The sequence below is a fragment of the Vibrio sp. 1978 genome, assembly GCF_033344345.1.
The window spans coordinates 136,266-151,181 of the sequence record NZ_JAWPOP010000004.1; the positions used below are offsets into that span (position 1 = coordinate 136,266).

At 44.8% G+C, this 14,916-nt stretch carries 13 protein-coding genes; 12 read left to right on the forward strand and 1 reads right to left on the reverse strand.

Features of this window, described 5'->3' with window-relative positions:
* The 12 genes from R8N49_RS05880 (at position 1) to R8N49_RS05935 (ending at position 14,400) form a co-directional block, all read left to right on the forward strand.
* Complete coding sequence (locus R8N49_RS05880; protein ID WP_005377636.1) at positions 1 to 381, forward strand: Hpt domain-containing protein; 381 nt, start codon at positions 1 to 3, stop codon at positions 379 to 381.
* Between the two features lie 308 nt (positions 382 to 689).
* Entirely contained in the window at positions 690 to 2,216 is a 1,527-nt protein-coding gene (locus R8N49_RS05885) for a sigma-54-dependent transcriptional regulator (protein ID WP_186584269.1), read from the forward strand.
* On the forward strand, positions 2,191 to 3,261 hold the full coding sequence (locus R8N49_RS05890; RefSeq protein ID WP_053307083.1) for a glycosyltransferase family 4 protein: 1,071 nt from the start codon (positions 2,191 to 2,193) through the stop codon (positions 3,259 to 3,261). Before R8N49_RS05885 ends, R8N49_RS05890 begins: the two co-directional genes overlap by 26 nt.
* Positions 3,262 to 3,405: 144 nt before the next feature.
* Positions 3,406 to 4,590 (forward strand): glycosyltransferase, encoded by a 1,185-nt coding sequence (locus tag R8N49_RS05895; protein WP_186584270.1) that lies wholly within the window; start codon positions 3,406 to 3,408, stop codon positions 4,588 to 4,590.
* An 11-nt stretch (positions 4,591 to 4,601) separates the two neighbouring features.
* A complete protein-coding gene (locus tag R8N49_RS05900; RefSeq protein WP_186584272.1) occupies positions 4,602 to 5,774 on the forward strand; it encodes a glycosyltransferase in 1,173 nt (390 codons plus the stop codon).
* Positions 5,767 to 7,197, forward strand: coding sequence for a lipopolysaccharide biosynthesis protein (locus tag R8N49_RS05905; protein WP_213986341.1), 1,431 nt, complete (start codon positions 5,767 to 5,769; stop codon positions 7,195 to 7,197). Before R8N49_RS05900 ends, R8N49_RS05905 begins: the two co-directional genes overlap by 8 nt.
* A complete protein-coding gene (locus tag R8N49_RS05910; RefSeq protein ID WP_162497020.1) occupies positions 7,194 to 8,558 on the forward strand; it encodes an O-antigen ligase family protein in 1,365 nt (454 codons plus the stop codon). Before R8N49_RS05905 ends, R8N49_RS05910 begins: the two co-directional genes overlap by 4 nt.
* Positions 8,559 to 8,673: 115 nt before the next feature.
* Positions 8,674 to 9,798, forward strand: coding sequence for a glycosyltransferase (locus R8N49_RS05915; protein WP_258489955.1), 1,125 nt, complete (start codon positions 8,674 to 8,676; stop codon positions 9,796 to 9,798).
* Entirely contained in the window at positions 9,795 to 11,228 is a 1,434-nt protein-coding gene (locus R8N49_RS05920; protein ID WP_005377649.1) for a GumC family protein, read from the forward strand. The genes R8N49_RS05915 and R8N49_RS05920 overlap by 4 nt, the downstream gene beginning before the upstream one ends.
* Before the next feature lie 221 nt (positions 11,229 to 11,449).
* The gene (locus R8N49_RS05925; RefSeq protein WP_005377651.1) at positions 11,450 to 12,568 is read left to right on the forward strand and encodes a glycosyltransferase; all 1,119 of its coding nucleotides are present in this window, start codon (positions 11,450 to 11,452) and stop codon (positions 12,566 to 12,568) included.
* A complete protein-coding gene (locus tag R8N49_RS05930) occupies positions 12,561 to 13,751 on the forward strand; it encodes a glycosyltransferase family 2 protein (protein ID WP_258489953.1) in 1,191 nt (396 codons plus the stop codon). The genes R8N49_RS05925 and R8N49_RS05930 overlap by 8 nt, the downstream gene beginning before the upstream one ends.
* Positions 13,752 to 13,761: 10 nt before the next feature.
* Complete coding sequence (locus R8N49_RS05935; protein WP_005377654.1) at positions 13,762 to 14,400, forward strand: sugar transferase; 639 nt, start codon at positions 13,762 to 13,764, stop codon at positions 14,398 to 14,400.
* 19 nt (positions 14,401 to 14,419) lie between these two features.
* Here the strand turns inward: R8N49_RS05935 and R8N49_RS05940 are convergent, their stop codons facing one another.
* Positions 14,420 to 14,809 (reverse strand): ATP-binding protein, encoded by a 390-nt coding sequence (locus R8N49_RS05940; protein WP_005377656.1) that lies wholly within the window; start codon positions 14,807 to 14,809, stop codon positions 14,420 to 14,422.
* Positions 14,810 to 14,916: the final 107 nt, after the last annotated feature.

Consider the following 14,916-nt stretch of genomic DNA (forward strand, 5'->3'; position numbering starts at 1 on the left):
ATGACGATAAATAACACATTGACTATCGAGCAAGAATTAGTGGATGAGCATATTCTTCAGCAAATGATCAAAGATACGTGCGCCGAAATCATCCCTACCTTGATTGATCACTATGTCGAAGAGTCACGCGATCGCATGGAGAAAATAGAGCAAGCATTAAGCACAAAAGACCTTCAAACATTAGAGTTCGAGGTTCACACACTGGGCAGTTCTGCTCTCGCTCTAGGCAATCGAACGCTTTCAAGACAAGCAAGAATGATTGAGAAGTACTGTGTCGAAGGAAAAATACCAAAAGCATTGGAGCTTTGTGAAACACTTCCTCAACTCGCCAATGAATCGTTTGATGCGTTAGAAAAGCGAAAAGCTCAAGGGTTTGAGTAGTATCAGTGTCTTACTCCCTAGCAAAGCATCGCGTTTGATAAAGCGCGATGCCGACATCATCTCAGAAATTTAGGCTCCAAATTCAGTCACCCTCGCCAAGCCACACACCTTGAAATTATTTGGGTATAACTTAATCAATTAAAAAGTATGGATTTTTCGCAAATTTCCTACCTTGTGCTAATACTTAAATAACGCTTTTCTCAAATTGAGAATTTTCAGCACTAGAGAGCTATAAACCACTCATAATGCCAAATAGTAGTGCTGACAAAAATCATAAAAAATGAAACAAACTACGTTGGGATGGGACTATGAGACCAAGGGTGTTACTGGTAGAGGACTCTACTTCACTAGCCATACTTTATAAGCAGTATGTGAAAGACGAACCTTATGACATTTTTCATGTCGAGACAGGTCGCGAAGCGATTCAATTTATTGAAAGAAGCAAACCTCAGCTCATCATTCTCGATTTGAAACTGCCCGACATGTCTGGCGAAGACGTGTTGGATTGGATCAACCAGAATGACATTCCTACGTCCGTTATTATTGCTACGGCACACGGCAGCGTCGACTTAGCCGTTAATCTAATTCAAAAAGGTGCGGAAGATTTCTTAGAAAAGCCCATAAACGCTGATCGCCTAAAAACATCAGTCGCATTGCACCTTAAACGCGCCAAATTGGAAGATTTGGTGGAAAATATTCAGTCCAAGTTTGATCGCCACAACTATCACGGATTCATCGGTTCAAGCCTCCCGATGCAGGCGGTATACAAGACCATTGATGCTGTTGCGCCAACTTCTGCCAGTGTGTTTATTGTGGGAGAAAGCGGCACAGGTAAAGAAGTTTGTGCTGAAGCCGTCCACCGCCAGAGCGACCGTAAAGACAAGCCTTTTATTGCAATTAACTGTGGGGCTATTCCACGAGATTTGATGGAAAGTGAGATTTTTGGTCACGTTAAAGGGGCCTTTACTGGAGCAACAACAGATCGAAAAGGTGCGGCGACGCTGGCACATGGTGGTACGCTTTTTCTTGATGAGCTGTGTGAAATGGAACTTGAGATGCAAAAGAAGTTGCTCCGTTTTCTACAAACGGGCACTTACACCCCTCTTGGTGGCACTAGAGAAATGAAAGTAGATGTGAGAATCATTTGTGCCACTAACCGAGATCCATTAACAGAAGTAGAAGAAGGTCGTTTTCGTGAAGACTTATACTACCGTGTGCACGTTATACCTATCGATATGCCCCCATTACGTGAACGAGGAAGTGACATCGTCACGCTTGCCAAGCACTTCTTGACCACTTACGCCAAACAGGACAAAAAGAAATTCTCAACAATCGACAGTGAAGCTCAACATATCATCAAGCATTACGAATGGCCGGGTAATGTAAGGCAACTACAAAACATCATACGTAACATTGTGGTGCTTAATAACGACGAAAAAGTCACGGTGAGCCACCTACCCGCTCAACTTACTAAAAAGTCTAAAGTGACGAAAACAACGACGCCTGCGCATGTTGCTCAAGAGTCAACAAACATTGCACCAATCACACCACCACCTGTTTATACTGAGGAACCTTCACCTTCTGCGGTCGAACCGTCGATTACCGCAGCAGAGCAGCCTGGTACACCGGCCTCTGCTGCTACCTCACCGTACTTTAACTCTGATGGAACCATTCGCCCTATGTGGCAAGTAGAGCGTGAAGCAATTCAAAACGCAATTGCGTACTGTGATGGCAACGTCCTCAACGCCGCTGTCATGCTGGAGTTAAGCCCATCTACGGTTTACCGAAAAAAACAAGCGTGGGAAGCGGATGAAATTAATCTCGAACAATCTTGATAAACCTGCCATTGGTGAAATTTGGATCTTGCTTGATAGCCGTCTATTCGGCGGCATTGAAAGTCACGTTATCGAGCTAGCTCGGGGATTAATCGCCTTTGGAAACAAAGCTCGAGTTGTGCTAACCACTGAGTATTCGCCAGCCGCTCAAATTGTACAGAAGGCAAAAGAAGCCGCGATCCCTGTGAGTTACTTAAACTATTTGTCTGGCGAGCCCAATAAAGCTTTAAAAATTAAACACCTAACAAGCGCTGTCGCCAATCACCAACCCTCAGTGGTTCACTCCCATGGTTATAAAGCGTCGATTTTGTCGCGCTGCGCCAAACTGCTCACCCGTACGTTTCCTCGTTTGATTTCAACTTATCATGCTGGTGAATCGTCCTCAGGGAAGCTATGGCTATACGATTGGCTTGATAGAAGCTCAGGCAGCCTATCTGACTATTGCTTTGCTGTCAGTCCAAGTATTCAGCGCAAAGTTTTTTGTTCTTCAGAACTGCTGAATAACTTTGTTTCGATTCCCAACAGTCAACTCAACTATCAGGAGATCGCTTTTGTCGGCCGATTGAGTCAGGAAAAAGGCGCCGATCAATTTATTGAGGTAGCGAGGCTCTGTCCAACATTACAGTTTAGTGTGTACGGTGATGGCCCAGAAAAAGAATCGCTTAATCAAACTGCCCCTCCAAATGTGACTTTCTTCGGCCATCAAACCGATATGGAAGGTGTTTGGGAAAATATCAGCGTACTTATCATCTCTTCTCGTTATGAGGGTCTTCCAATGGCGGCGCTTGAAGCCATGTCGAGAGGCATTGCCGTGATGAGCTTACGTGTAGGTCGTCTTCCAGATATTATCCAAACGGGTAAAAATGGTTTTATCGTCGAAGACATTCCCTCTCTTGCTAAATGTCTTCATGACTGGATGTCGATTGGTGAAGCGCAACAATCACTCATTCGCCAGAATGCTCGACAAACCATCATTGATGATTTCTCAGCGCAAAGTGTGATTCCCGTATTGCTACAAAAATATCAAATTGAAACGGATCACTAATCCATATTGGTTCTCAATATGAGAATGATGAGTTCCAAACATAAATATCACATAAGATTCAATCACATAAACTAATGGCATATTTTGGCATCTCTATTGCAGCTCAGCAGTTAACGCAGATTAATGATGAGACAGAGGTGACTTATGACTACGCCAAAACGCATTCTATATGTTCATTATGGTGATAATTGGATTCGCGGCAGTGAAGTGGTGCTTCTGGATCTCATTTCAGGAATCGACCGCGATAAGTTTGAGCCATTCGTATGGTCCAACTGCCAACCATTAATCGATAAGTGCCAATCGCTCGGAATTGAAGCGGAACATTCAGCCTTCAATTTGGTGGGTGGTTGGAGCGCTCCGCGCTGGGATATTAGCGGGTGGAATAGCCTTATCAAACAAGGCTCAGCATTGATCGAAAAGCACAACATCGACTTGGTACACGTCAATAGCGGCGGCCCTTGTCAATGGATGTGTTTGGCTGCTCGCATGAATCATATACCACTTGTCACGCAACTTCATTGCCATTATACATTGCGCGATCGCTTCTCTCTCGGACTTCACCTCTCTCCAAAATTGATTTGCGTTAGCAAAGATGTTGGACGCGAAATTCTTCAGGACGGCTACCCACAAAACCAACTTCATGTCGTACACAACGGCGTGTCACTTCAAGGCGTGGATACACCCATCGACATTAAAGATCGCCTCGGAATCCCATCACAGGCCTTTACCTTTCTGTCGGTGGGTTCGCTGATTAAGCGCAAAGGGTTCGACCGCCTTATTCGCGCAATGCGCATGCACAACTACCACCACAACAACCCTCACCTTGTTATTGTTGGTGACGGCGAAGAAAGAGAAGCATTGCAACAGCTTGCATCGGATCTTGGTATCCAAGAGCGAGTGCACTTTGTCGGGGAGCAACACAATGCCGGAGAGTGGATGTGTGGTAATGCAGACGCTTTTATTAGCGGCGCCTATGAAGAGGCCTTTGGTCTCGTGCTCGGGGAAGCGGCTTTAGCTCAACTGCCTATCGTGGCTCCTAAAACGGGAGGCATTCCTGAGTTGTTCGAGCATAATCACTCTGCATTGCTGTACCAGAACAGTGGAATGGCGAGCCTGTTAAACGCGATTCAACAAGTCATGCAAGACGCGGCATTAAGAAACAAGCTGGCGGAAAACGCTTACCTACATGCTAGCCAGCACTTAACGACGACTGCATCTATCAACGCTATTGAACGTATTTACGAAGGTGAACTTAATAATAACGCCATTACACCAATGCCAATGACTCACTGCATGAAGCCTCTTTCACGCTGGTTGAGCATCAATTGAGGAGCCCGGTCATGAAACGTGTATTGATGTTCGACGCCATCCCAATGCAAGGTGGATCCAAAATCGCGAATGCAGAGCTCCTTAAGCAGTGCGATAAGCTGAACGTGATTGGTTATCTACTCACTACAAATCCAGAGCATTGGGCGTCACTGCTTAGTGATACACCGCGTGTGCAAGTTATAAAAATAAAACCATCACCATTTAACTCGACTCATGGCCTGACCTACTGGTTGATGAACGCTTACTACTTTCTCCAACTTCTCTACGCGTGCATGAAGCTGCCAAAAATAGATAGCTTTTTGGGCCTATCTTGCCCAAGTAATGATATGCCTTTGTACTTACTACGATTAATTAGCAAAAAGCCTGTGGTACAGATGGTTCATGGCCCTATCGGACGATCGAGATCTGCTGGCTACTGCTTAGTAAAAGCATCGGCAATTTACTACTTGGCAAACACCCGCGAATCAATGGTAGAAGCATTACAGGCCTACCTCAAAACAGAGAAGCCAGCCACCGAACGCTATTGGTGTGGTTTGAATACATCTACGTTTGTTAATGGATTATCGAAAGATCGCTGGCCAAAACAAGCGAATCCGATTTCAAGCCGCGTTTTCTGGGCAGCTAGCTTACTAAAATGGAAGAACATCGATCTTTTGCTTGATGCTTTAACACTTGATGAGTCGAAAAAGATCAAATCCACCGTGTGTTACATCAAACCTAACGTGGCAGGTGTGGAATATTCAACACCGGACTTCAACACACAAGGTGTTGAATGGCATGAGTGCCCAAACAACTTAGATGAATTGCGTTCACAGTGTGGTGTGTTTGTTTCCACCAGTCTCAACGAACCTTTTGGGTTATCTATTTTGGAAGCGCTCGCTGCAGGTATGTGTGTCGTCATTCCACATGATGATAGTTATTGGGACCGCGTGTTAACTCACGGCCGAAATTGTATTAAATACTCGCCTAACAATGTGGCTTCGTTACACAACGCAATTCGCCTTTTGAATGAATCGCCGTGGATGAAAGTAACGATGGGTATCGAAGCACTCAATGTTTCTCAACTATACACAGCCGAACGTTGTTATTTGCCAATCGCCCAGCACCTTGCTGCCGAAATTGCTACCAACAATGATTGCACACTCAAGACACCGCGAGACATCAAAGGATATGATCATGTCTAAAGCAATGACCAACATGACGCTATTTGCTATCGCCTTAGTGATCAATAAAAGCATCAGCCTAATCATGCTGCCTGTATTGCCCCACTTTCTCTCACCAGAACAAATGGGCAAGCTTGAGCTTCTAACAACCTTTGGTGTTGTTACGACCTTGTTTGTCAGTTTCGCTTTGCATGAAGCGCTTTATCGATTCGTCGGCGTTGAAAAGGATAAAAATACGCGCACAAGCCTACTAAACCAGCTGTACTCACTTGCTTTACTCATCGCTGGCGTCGTCGCTCTTAGCTTGCTCACTATCATTTTAATCGCCCCCATTCCCGCGCCTTTTACGCGAGTCGAATTTGCTATTGTTATGTTTGCCATCGTTCTAGAAGGCAGTATTGCAATCGGCACTGCCTGGTTAAGAACACAAGACGACAAAGCAAGAACTCTGCTTAACGTCATGGTCACTACCACCATTTTTCAGGTCATTTTTATCGTCGCGGCGCTGTCTGTTCATCCCCATGTTATTTCTGTTTTGTGGGGTGGCTTGTTGGCTGCTATTACTCAATTTGTTTGGCTGCACATCGTTAACCGTTACAATGTCACCCTGCCTAAGCTGACATTGGCAAAACAATACCTAAACTACTGCCTACCAATGATGATGGCCGGTTTAGTAGCATTTTGTCTCAATGGCGCTGAACGCTGGTTCATTGGTGCCAACACTTCTCTTGCGACGTTAGGGATTTACGCGATAGCGGTAAAATTTGCAGTGGGCATGTGTATTTTAGTGCAGCCGTTTGGCATGTGGTGGATGCCACGTCGATTTAACTACTTAGAAGGGCGCAAGAACACTGAAGCAGTGCGCATCACACACTTAGGTATGATTTACATTACAGGTTTGAGTGTAGTGGTCGGTACATTAGCAATGGTGATGATCACCTACTTACTGCCAGAAACCTATCATGAGGCGGTACTATTCAGCTTATTCTTGCTACCTATCGCCATGTTAAAAGAATGGAGTGAGTTGATTAACATCTCCATTTTGTACAAGCGTCGTACTCGCTGGCTACTGGGTATAAATGTCGTCTCTGCGTGCGTTGCGATTGCTTTGCTGTTTGGCTTATCTTCTCTGGGTATTTATGGTGTGTTCATTGCGCTTTATTACGCACAACTGTGTAAGCTGGGCCTGACTTATGTAGTAGGCCAACAATGTATGACGTTGCCTTTTCACCTAAGTCTGATGGTTTTATTACAGATTATATCCGGTGTGGCACTGTTCCTGCTTCACTCTTCACAATCAATAGGAATCGCCATCGCAATTTGCATTTTGACATGCAGTTTGCTGGCAGGGATAGCCACTCGCTACATGACTAAAGAGACGCTCAATGCTCTCACTCGATACATAGTGAAACGGCGTGGACAGGTGAAGAGATACTCGTTATGAATGAAACCAAGGTGAGAACAAAACAGTCCATCGCAGCACTGACGATCACTGTCGGTATCGGCCTGCTTTGGGTTGTTATGCCTCATCCCATTTTGATTGTTGCGTTGTGTTTCGCACCACTCGCGTTACTGTTTGTTCTCAATCAAACGTTTTGGCTTGTCACACTGTTCGTTATTTTTTCATTCTTTCGTATTCACGAAGCCTTTCCTGTTATCTATAACTTCAAGATCCCATTACTGTTATCATTGGGGGCACTCGCCGCACTCGCTTTTCACCTTCTTATAAGCCGCCAGATTACAGCTTTTTGGCACCCTTCATTAAAGTGGCTGTGTATATTTTGGGGTCTGGTGATCATCGGAATCATATTCGCTTCCAGTCGTGATATCGCAATAACGGTGTTCAAAAACACCTATTGGAAAATCATCATTATGACGTTGGCCATCACCTGGCTTATTACTAAACCTTCACAGCTCGCTCAGATGTCAAAAGCAATTATTTTCGCCGGATTATTGATTGGTCTAGTGGCATTACAAAACGCTGCGAATGGCATTGATCTGGTTGAAGGGACGCGCGTGTCGATAGGACGATCCATAGGTTCCGTACTTGGTGATCCTAACGATTTGGCACTAGTGCTGATGTTTCCCCTTGCCTTTACCGTTAGTCAATTGATGGAGAAACATTCCCCCAAGCATCTCAGACTCTTTGCCCTTATCACCTGTTTGGTTTTGTTCTTTGCGATCATCGAGACGCAGAGCCGCGGGGGGTTACTAGGTTCACTGTCTGTATTTGCCTACTTTGCTTTTAAACACATCAAAAGCAAAACATTAGTCTTGGTATTAGGCGCTATCGCAGCGATCGTACTCTACGCATTCGCTGGTATTTCAGGACGAGAATCGGGGGGAGCCGCTGAGGATGGTATAGATGCCTCTGCGATGGGGCGACTTTATGCGTGGGAAGCGGCATTTAAAATGGCGCTGCATCACCCGTTGACTGGCGTAGGTCTAGATAACTTCTACTTTAATTACTATTTCTATAGCCCACACTGGGATGGTATCAACCACGCCGTCCATAGTACTTGGTTTGGCGTGTTAGCAGAAACGGGTTTTGTCGGGCTCGCGGTGTTCATTACTTTAATTGTGTCATTGATCCGCACCTCTTTGCATTCCATCTCATTGCTGACACCAAAATCAGATTACACCCTCTCTGTAGGAGCAAACGCCGTGTTAAGTGGGCTTATCGGTACCATCGTATCAGGTACGTTTCTGACTCAAGGTTTCACTTGGCCAATTTACATTCTAGCGGCGTTAACGGTTGTCGTTAGCCGAATCGTTCAAAGTGATTGTCAAAATGAGAAATCCTAGTTTCAAACATAAACAAAACCCATAACTCATTGTTTTAAAATGGCTAATTCCTTGGCACGCATTGTGATTACTCACTTAATTAGTAATCAAATAACCAAGACTCAAGGAGAGCCACATGACGGACATCGTAGTATTTGGAGAAGATTTTGGTGGGTTACCCTCTTCCACTCAGCATATTGTCAAGCAACTAGCAGCGAACCATCGAATCCTTTGGGTGAACTCCATTGGCCTTCGTCAACCTAAGCTGGATTCTAAAGACATACAGCGTGCGTTAAACAAACTCACTCGTGTATTTCATAACGTAGGCTCACACAAGCCAACATTGGACTCTGAAACAAACCCAAACATTCACATCATCAACTTGCTCACCATTCCTGCCCCTAGTTCTGCATTAGCAAGAAAAGTGGCCGCTAAGATGATGAAACACCAACTCAATAAACAATTACAAGCTCTTGGTTTTGATAAGCCTGTATTTTGGACGTCGCTCCCGACTGCTGCCGATCTTTGTGCAGAAATGAACCCACGTGGACTGATTTACTATTGTGGCGATGACTTTAGCGCTTTAGCTGGTGTTGACCACGACACGGTGGCCAAGCACGAACGTACTCTTGTTAATGCGGCCAGCGTTATCTTTACGGCAAGCGAAACACTCTCCACCAGATTTCCATCTGGTAAAACCGTCACTTTGCCTCACGGTGTCGACTTTAGTCTGTTTTCTGAGCCAGCACCTAAGGCTGAAGATTTTCCTAATAATGGTCGCAAAGTGCTGGGCTTTTATGGCAGTTTGTCTGAATGGTTAGACTACGACTTAATTGCCCAAGTCGCAGACCAAGCGCCTGACTGGGATCTCGTGTTCATCGGCCCTAACGAGTTCAGTGATAATCCACTTCCACAAAGATGCAACGTATACTACCTGGGCCCGAGAGCGCATCACACTCTGCCACGTTACTCCCAACACTGGGATGCCAGTTGGTTGCCCTTTGTTGATAACGCTCAAATCAAGGCATGTAATCCGCTTAAACTTCTTGAGTACTTGGCAACAGGAACCCCTGTTATCAGCACACCGTTTCCTGCATTAATGCCCTACAAGCATATGCTCCATGTAGTTCAAAATTTAGAAGACGTATGTGCCAGTCTCGATCACTTGCTCCCACCCCCAGCAAACTCAAAGCAATATGTTCAACAGCAAAGCTGGGAAGCAAGAGCCAACCAAGTTGAGAAATTAGTGAGGACGCTATGAACGATTTGAGAGAGAACCTTAGTGTATTACTACATGGCGCTTGGCGACGTCGTTACATGATCGTTATCCCTATGCTTGTCTTGCCGGTGCTGGGTTTCATCGTAAGTAAGCTGGTTCCGACGACTTATGTTGCTCACACCAGCATGCTTATTCAAGAAACAGCGAAAATGAACCCGTTCCTTCAAGACCTTGCCGTCTCAACAATGCTTAAAGACCGATTGAGCGCACTCAGTACTCTGCTAAAAAGCCGACACGTTTTGTATTCTGTCGCAAAAGAACAATCGCTGATCAATGACGAGATGAGTGCAAAAGAGCAAGAGTTCATCATAAAAGATCTTGCGTCGCGCCTGTCTGTTCAGCCACTCGGTAAAGACTTCATTCAAATTCAATTGCAAAGTGGTAAATCAGAAGGAATGGAGTCGATGCTGCTCTCTGTCAGAGAGCATTTTGTCGAACAGCTTTTGGCTCCTGAGCGTTCTTCGATTAAAGATTCGAGTCATTTTTTGACTATCCATATCAACAAACGCAGGGAAGAACTAGACAAGGCTGAACAAGCTTTTGCAGAGTATAAAAATACTTACTCAGACGCGACGCCCGAAATGCAAGCTCAAAGCCTTACTCGCCTTGCTAGCCTCAAACAAACGCTAGCCGAAAAGGAGGCGGAGCTTGCTGGTGTTTCACGAAGTCTAGGCAGTTTGGATCAACAACTATCCAAAACGAACCCGGTTATCGGTAAACTGGAAGAGCAAATCATCGACATTCGTAGTGAACTTACCCTGCTTCGCGCTAAATACACAGAGGCGCATAGTTTGGTGCAAGGTAAGTTGCGAGAATTAAACCGGTTGGAGCAGGAACGCTCGGTACTCTTGAACTCTAAACAACCAGAACTAAACAGTGCTCAACTATGGGATATCGCGAGCAATACCACAGTAAACAGTCTTGGCGAAGCACAGCCTCTACTTGTCTCCCAACTACATCAATTACAAATGATGCGCGGACGTTTTGAAGCACTTACGGAAGAAACCAACAGCTTGCGAGACATGATCCAAGAATTAGAGCGAAATGCGCACCAATTTGGGAGCACAGCAACAGAAATCAACCGCTTAGCTCGTGACGTCGCAGTGAAGAGAGAAATGTATGATGAACTCGTCGAACGCTATGAGATGGCCCAACTAACGGGTTCTTTGGGAGAGTTTGAAGAGAATAAGCGCGTAAAAATCATTGATGAACCGTTCACGCCAACGATTCCAACTAACTTACCTAGTTTTGTATTTGTCATTTTAGGATTTATTGGTGGCGCTGGTTTAGGCATTGGATTAGCGACGATACTTGAGTTAGCCGATAACTCTATCCGCTCAAAAAGAGCATTAGAAAAACACCTTGGTGTTCCTGTCATCACCACTTTACCTAACGTAGTGTACGGAAACTAACCGCCATAAGAACTCATTTACAAGCACTCGGTCGGCGAGTGCTTTTCTTTTACTACTGCCTTATACAGCCTCATAGCATGTCCACTAATATGAATCTCAAATTGAGAATAAACATAGAACCTCACAAGAACTGAAGCTAACTTATTGTTTTTAAATGTTTAATTTCTTGGCACGTTGTCTGCAATTCCTAAATAAACAAAGAACTCAACGAGGGTTTGAAAATGGAAGTCAGACAAAAGCACAATAACACTAAGCACAGCAAAAAAGTGATATTACACGTCGTGCAGCACTTAGCTCCTGGCGGCTTAGAAACGCTCGTACTAGAAATGCTTCGTTTTGCGCAGCCAAACCATTCCGTTTTTGTCGTAAGTTTAGAGGGAAGCAAAGCGCAAGCACTGCAATGCTGGCAAAAACTATTGCCCTACCAAGGCCAACTGCACTTTCTTAATAAAAGACCTGGATTCAGCGGGAAGACCATCGCTACACTGACTTCAATGATAAAAAGAATGCGACCAGACGTGGTCCACACTCACCATATCGGCCCACTTCTGTATGGTGGTATTGCTGCACGTTTAGCGCACGTACCTGTAGTGATTCATACCGAGCACGACGCATGGCACCTTAATAACAAAAAATCAGCTCAACTACAGTCCCTTTTGCTAACGATGATTCGCCCGCAAGTGGTTGCCGATGCTAACTTCGTCGCCCATCAAATACAGACCAAGTTAAAGTATCGCAAAGTTTGTACTATCCATAACGGGATTGACTGTCAGAAGTTTAAAAGCGGTGACCAAACGGCAACAAGACACTTGTTTGAACTTCCAACCGACAAAATCGTGATTGGCGTTGCCGGGCGTCTAGAAGCAGTTAAAGGCCATAAAGTGCTTATCGAAGCATTCTCTCATCTTACGCCAAACACACACCTAGCCATTGCTGGAGATGGTTCTCAGCGAGCTCAATTGGAAGCACAAGTTAGAACGTTAAAACTTGAAGATCGAGTAACCTTTTTAGGCTTGGTCGACGATATGCCCAGCTTTTACCAAAGCCTAGACTTGTTTTGCTTACCATCACTTCAAGAGGGATTTCCTCTCTCAACCCTCGAGGCTCAAGCATGTGACATTCCTTGCGTCGCGACGGATGTTGGCGGCGTGAAAGAGACGCTCTGTCCGAACAACAGCACACTGGTTGAAGCAAATCGCGTGTTTTCGTTGGCCGAAGCGTTATCACAGCAACTGGAATCATCACACCATTCTCCTCGAACTTTTATTCTCAAACACTTTGATATCAGAGACATGGTGAGTCGCTACTCACGTTTGGCCAAGGAGGCTAGCTATGAATGATTTACTTTGGATTATAGGGTTTGGTTTATCCGCGTTTTTGATTGTCTATCATCACGTTGGGTATCCACTGCTCCTTAAGTGGCTTCCTTTAAAACAGCAAGACGAAACCAAAGCACCATTTGTAGAGCGAGCTTACAAAGCCTCCAAAACAGACAGCCAGCTACCCTCTATTACTGTCATCGTGCCCGCCTACAATGAAGAACAATGGATAGCAGAGAAGATCCGTAACCTTGCGAGCCTAGATTACCCAAGGGATAAGTTAAGAGTAGTGATCGCATGTGATGGCTGCACAGATAACACAGCCGAGATTGCTCAAGCGACAATTCAAGAAGCAATCTGCTCTGATACTCTGTTCATTATTAATGATCACCAAATCAATAGCGGTAAAGTTGCCCTACTCAACGAAGAAATGCGTCATGTTAGCTCGGACATTACCGCACTGAGTGACACGTCGGCATTGATTTCTTGCGATTCTCTGTTGCTAGCTAGTCAGCATTATCAAAATGAGAACGTTGGAGTGGTTAACGCAACATATCAAATAATGAGCACTAATAACCAAGGTGAAGCGGCGTATTGGCAATACCAGTCTCGAGTAAAGCACCAAGAATCCTTGTTAGGTTCAACGATTGGTTCCCACGGTGCGTTTTACACTTTCAGAACTCACTTATTTGAACCACTGGAAGTTAGCACCATTAATGACGACTTTATTCTCCCTATGAGAATCGTTTTGCGAGGCTATAGCGCTATTTACGAGCCAAACATGCTGGCTCTTGAGCTCGAACAAAGCTCAGACGACGCAGATTTCAAACGACGCCTAAGAATTTCAGCGGGTAACATGCAGCAGCTCATGCAATTAAAGAAATTACTGCTACCTCGTTATCGTGGCACTGCCTTTGCATTTCTATCGGGAAAGGTTCTGCGCTTAGCAACACCCTATTTGATGATTGTTTGCTTTATTTGCTCACTACTACTGGCACACAGTCCGCTGTTTCAAGTAATGCTGTTCGCACAAGTTGGTATTTACAGCATCGCGCTTATTACTTACTTAATGCCAGCACTTAACACTATTAAACCTTTTAAGCTGATTAGCTACATCGTCATTGGTCATCTCGCCAACTTTATCGGCGGTATGAAGTATTTGCTCGGAATGGAAAATGGACGTTGGAAACGCGTCAACCAATAAGGAAAGCATCATGAAAAACTCACGCTACGATTCAAATGTATGCCACGCAAAAAGAACGTTTGATGTACTGGTTGCAATGCTTATTTTGGTCGTCACTGCACCACTATTCCCATTTATCGCGCTAGCGATCAAAACCACATCGAAAGGCCCTGTGATTTATCGCCAATTGCGAGTAGGACGCTGCACACCAGAAAAAATGGATCTTTTTCAAATCATGAAGTTTCGCACCATGTATATTGATGCAGAGCAACGCTCTGGCGCAGTATGGGCAACTGAAAATGATCCCCGCATCACGCCAGTAGGACGCTTTTTACGCAAAACGCGTTTAGATGAACTACCTCAACTGTTTAATGTGTTGAGAGGTGAAATGTCGATGATTGGGCCGCGCCCAGAACGCCCAGCTTTCTACCAGAAATTAGAAGATGAAATCCCCTATTTTGTAGAGCGCACATATGGCGTGTTACCGGGTATCACAGGCTTAGCTCAGGTTAACCAAGGCTATGATGCATGCATTGAAGATGTAAGACGCAAAGTTGGGTTTGACCACAGTTACGCACTAAGCTTAGGTTCGTTTTACTCTTGGATTTCAATGGACCTTTCAATCATGAGCAAAACATTCGTTGTGATGATTGACGGACGAGGTCAATAACTTCCGGTTCTGGTAACGGTCACTCTTGCCACTGGCGGCGCATCTTTTCTATCGTCGCTGGTGGCACGTCATGAATGCTTTGATACGCTCCGTGACACACTTTAATTTCCACCTCGATGCGCTTCTTCATGCAGTAGTCCATGTAACGCTTCATCTCCCAATGTCGAACAAACGTATTGCTCACAATCACGACTCTCCCTTTGTTCAACCACTTTCTAGTTTGCTGAAAACACCACTCATGCGCTTGAGGTAATTGAACCGGTTCAAAGTGATAATCACCTTCATCATTTTCAAAATACATGTCAGCTTCAAAATGCTTAGCACCAAGCTCTATTGCCAGTTGTTTTGCTAAGGTTGTTTTACCTGAACCCGGAAGTCCACGAATAAGAATGAGTTTAGCCAGTGACATAATGCAGTTTAATGAGGTGGAAATAAGCCTAAACTGTAACGAAATTATTGGAAAAGAAAAGTAGAAATAAAAAATGCCGAGCACATTAGGCTCGGCATTTAAACTCA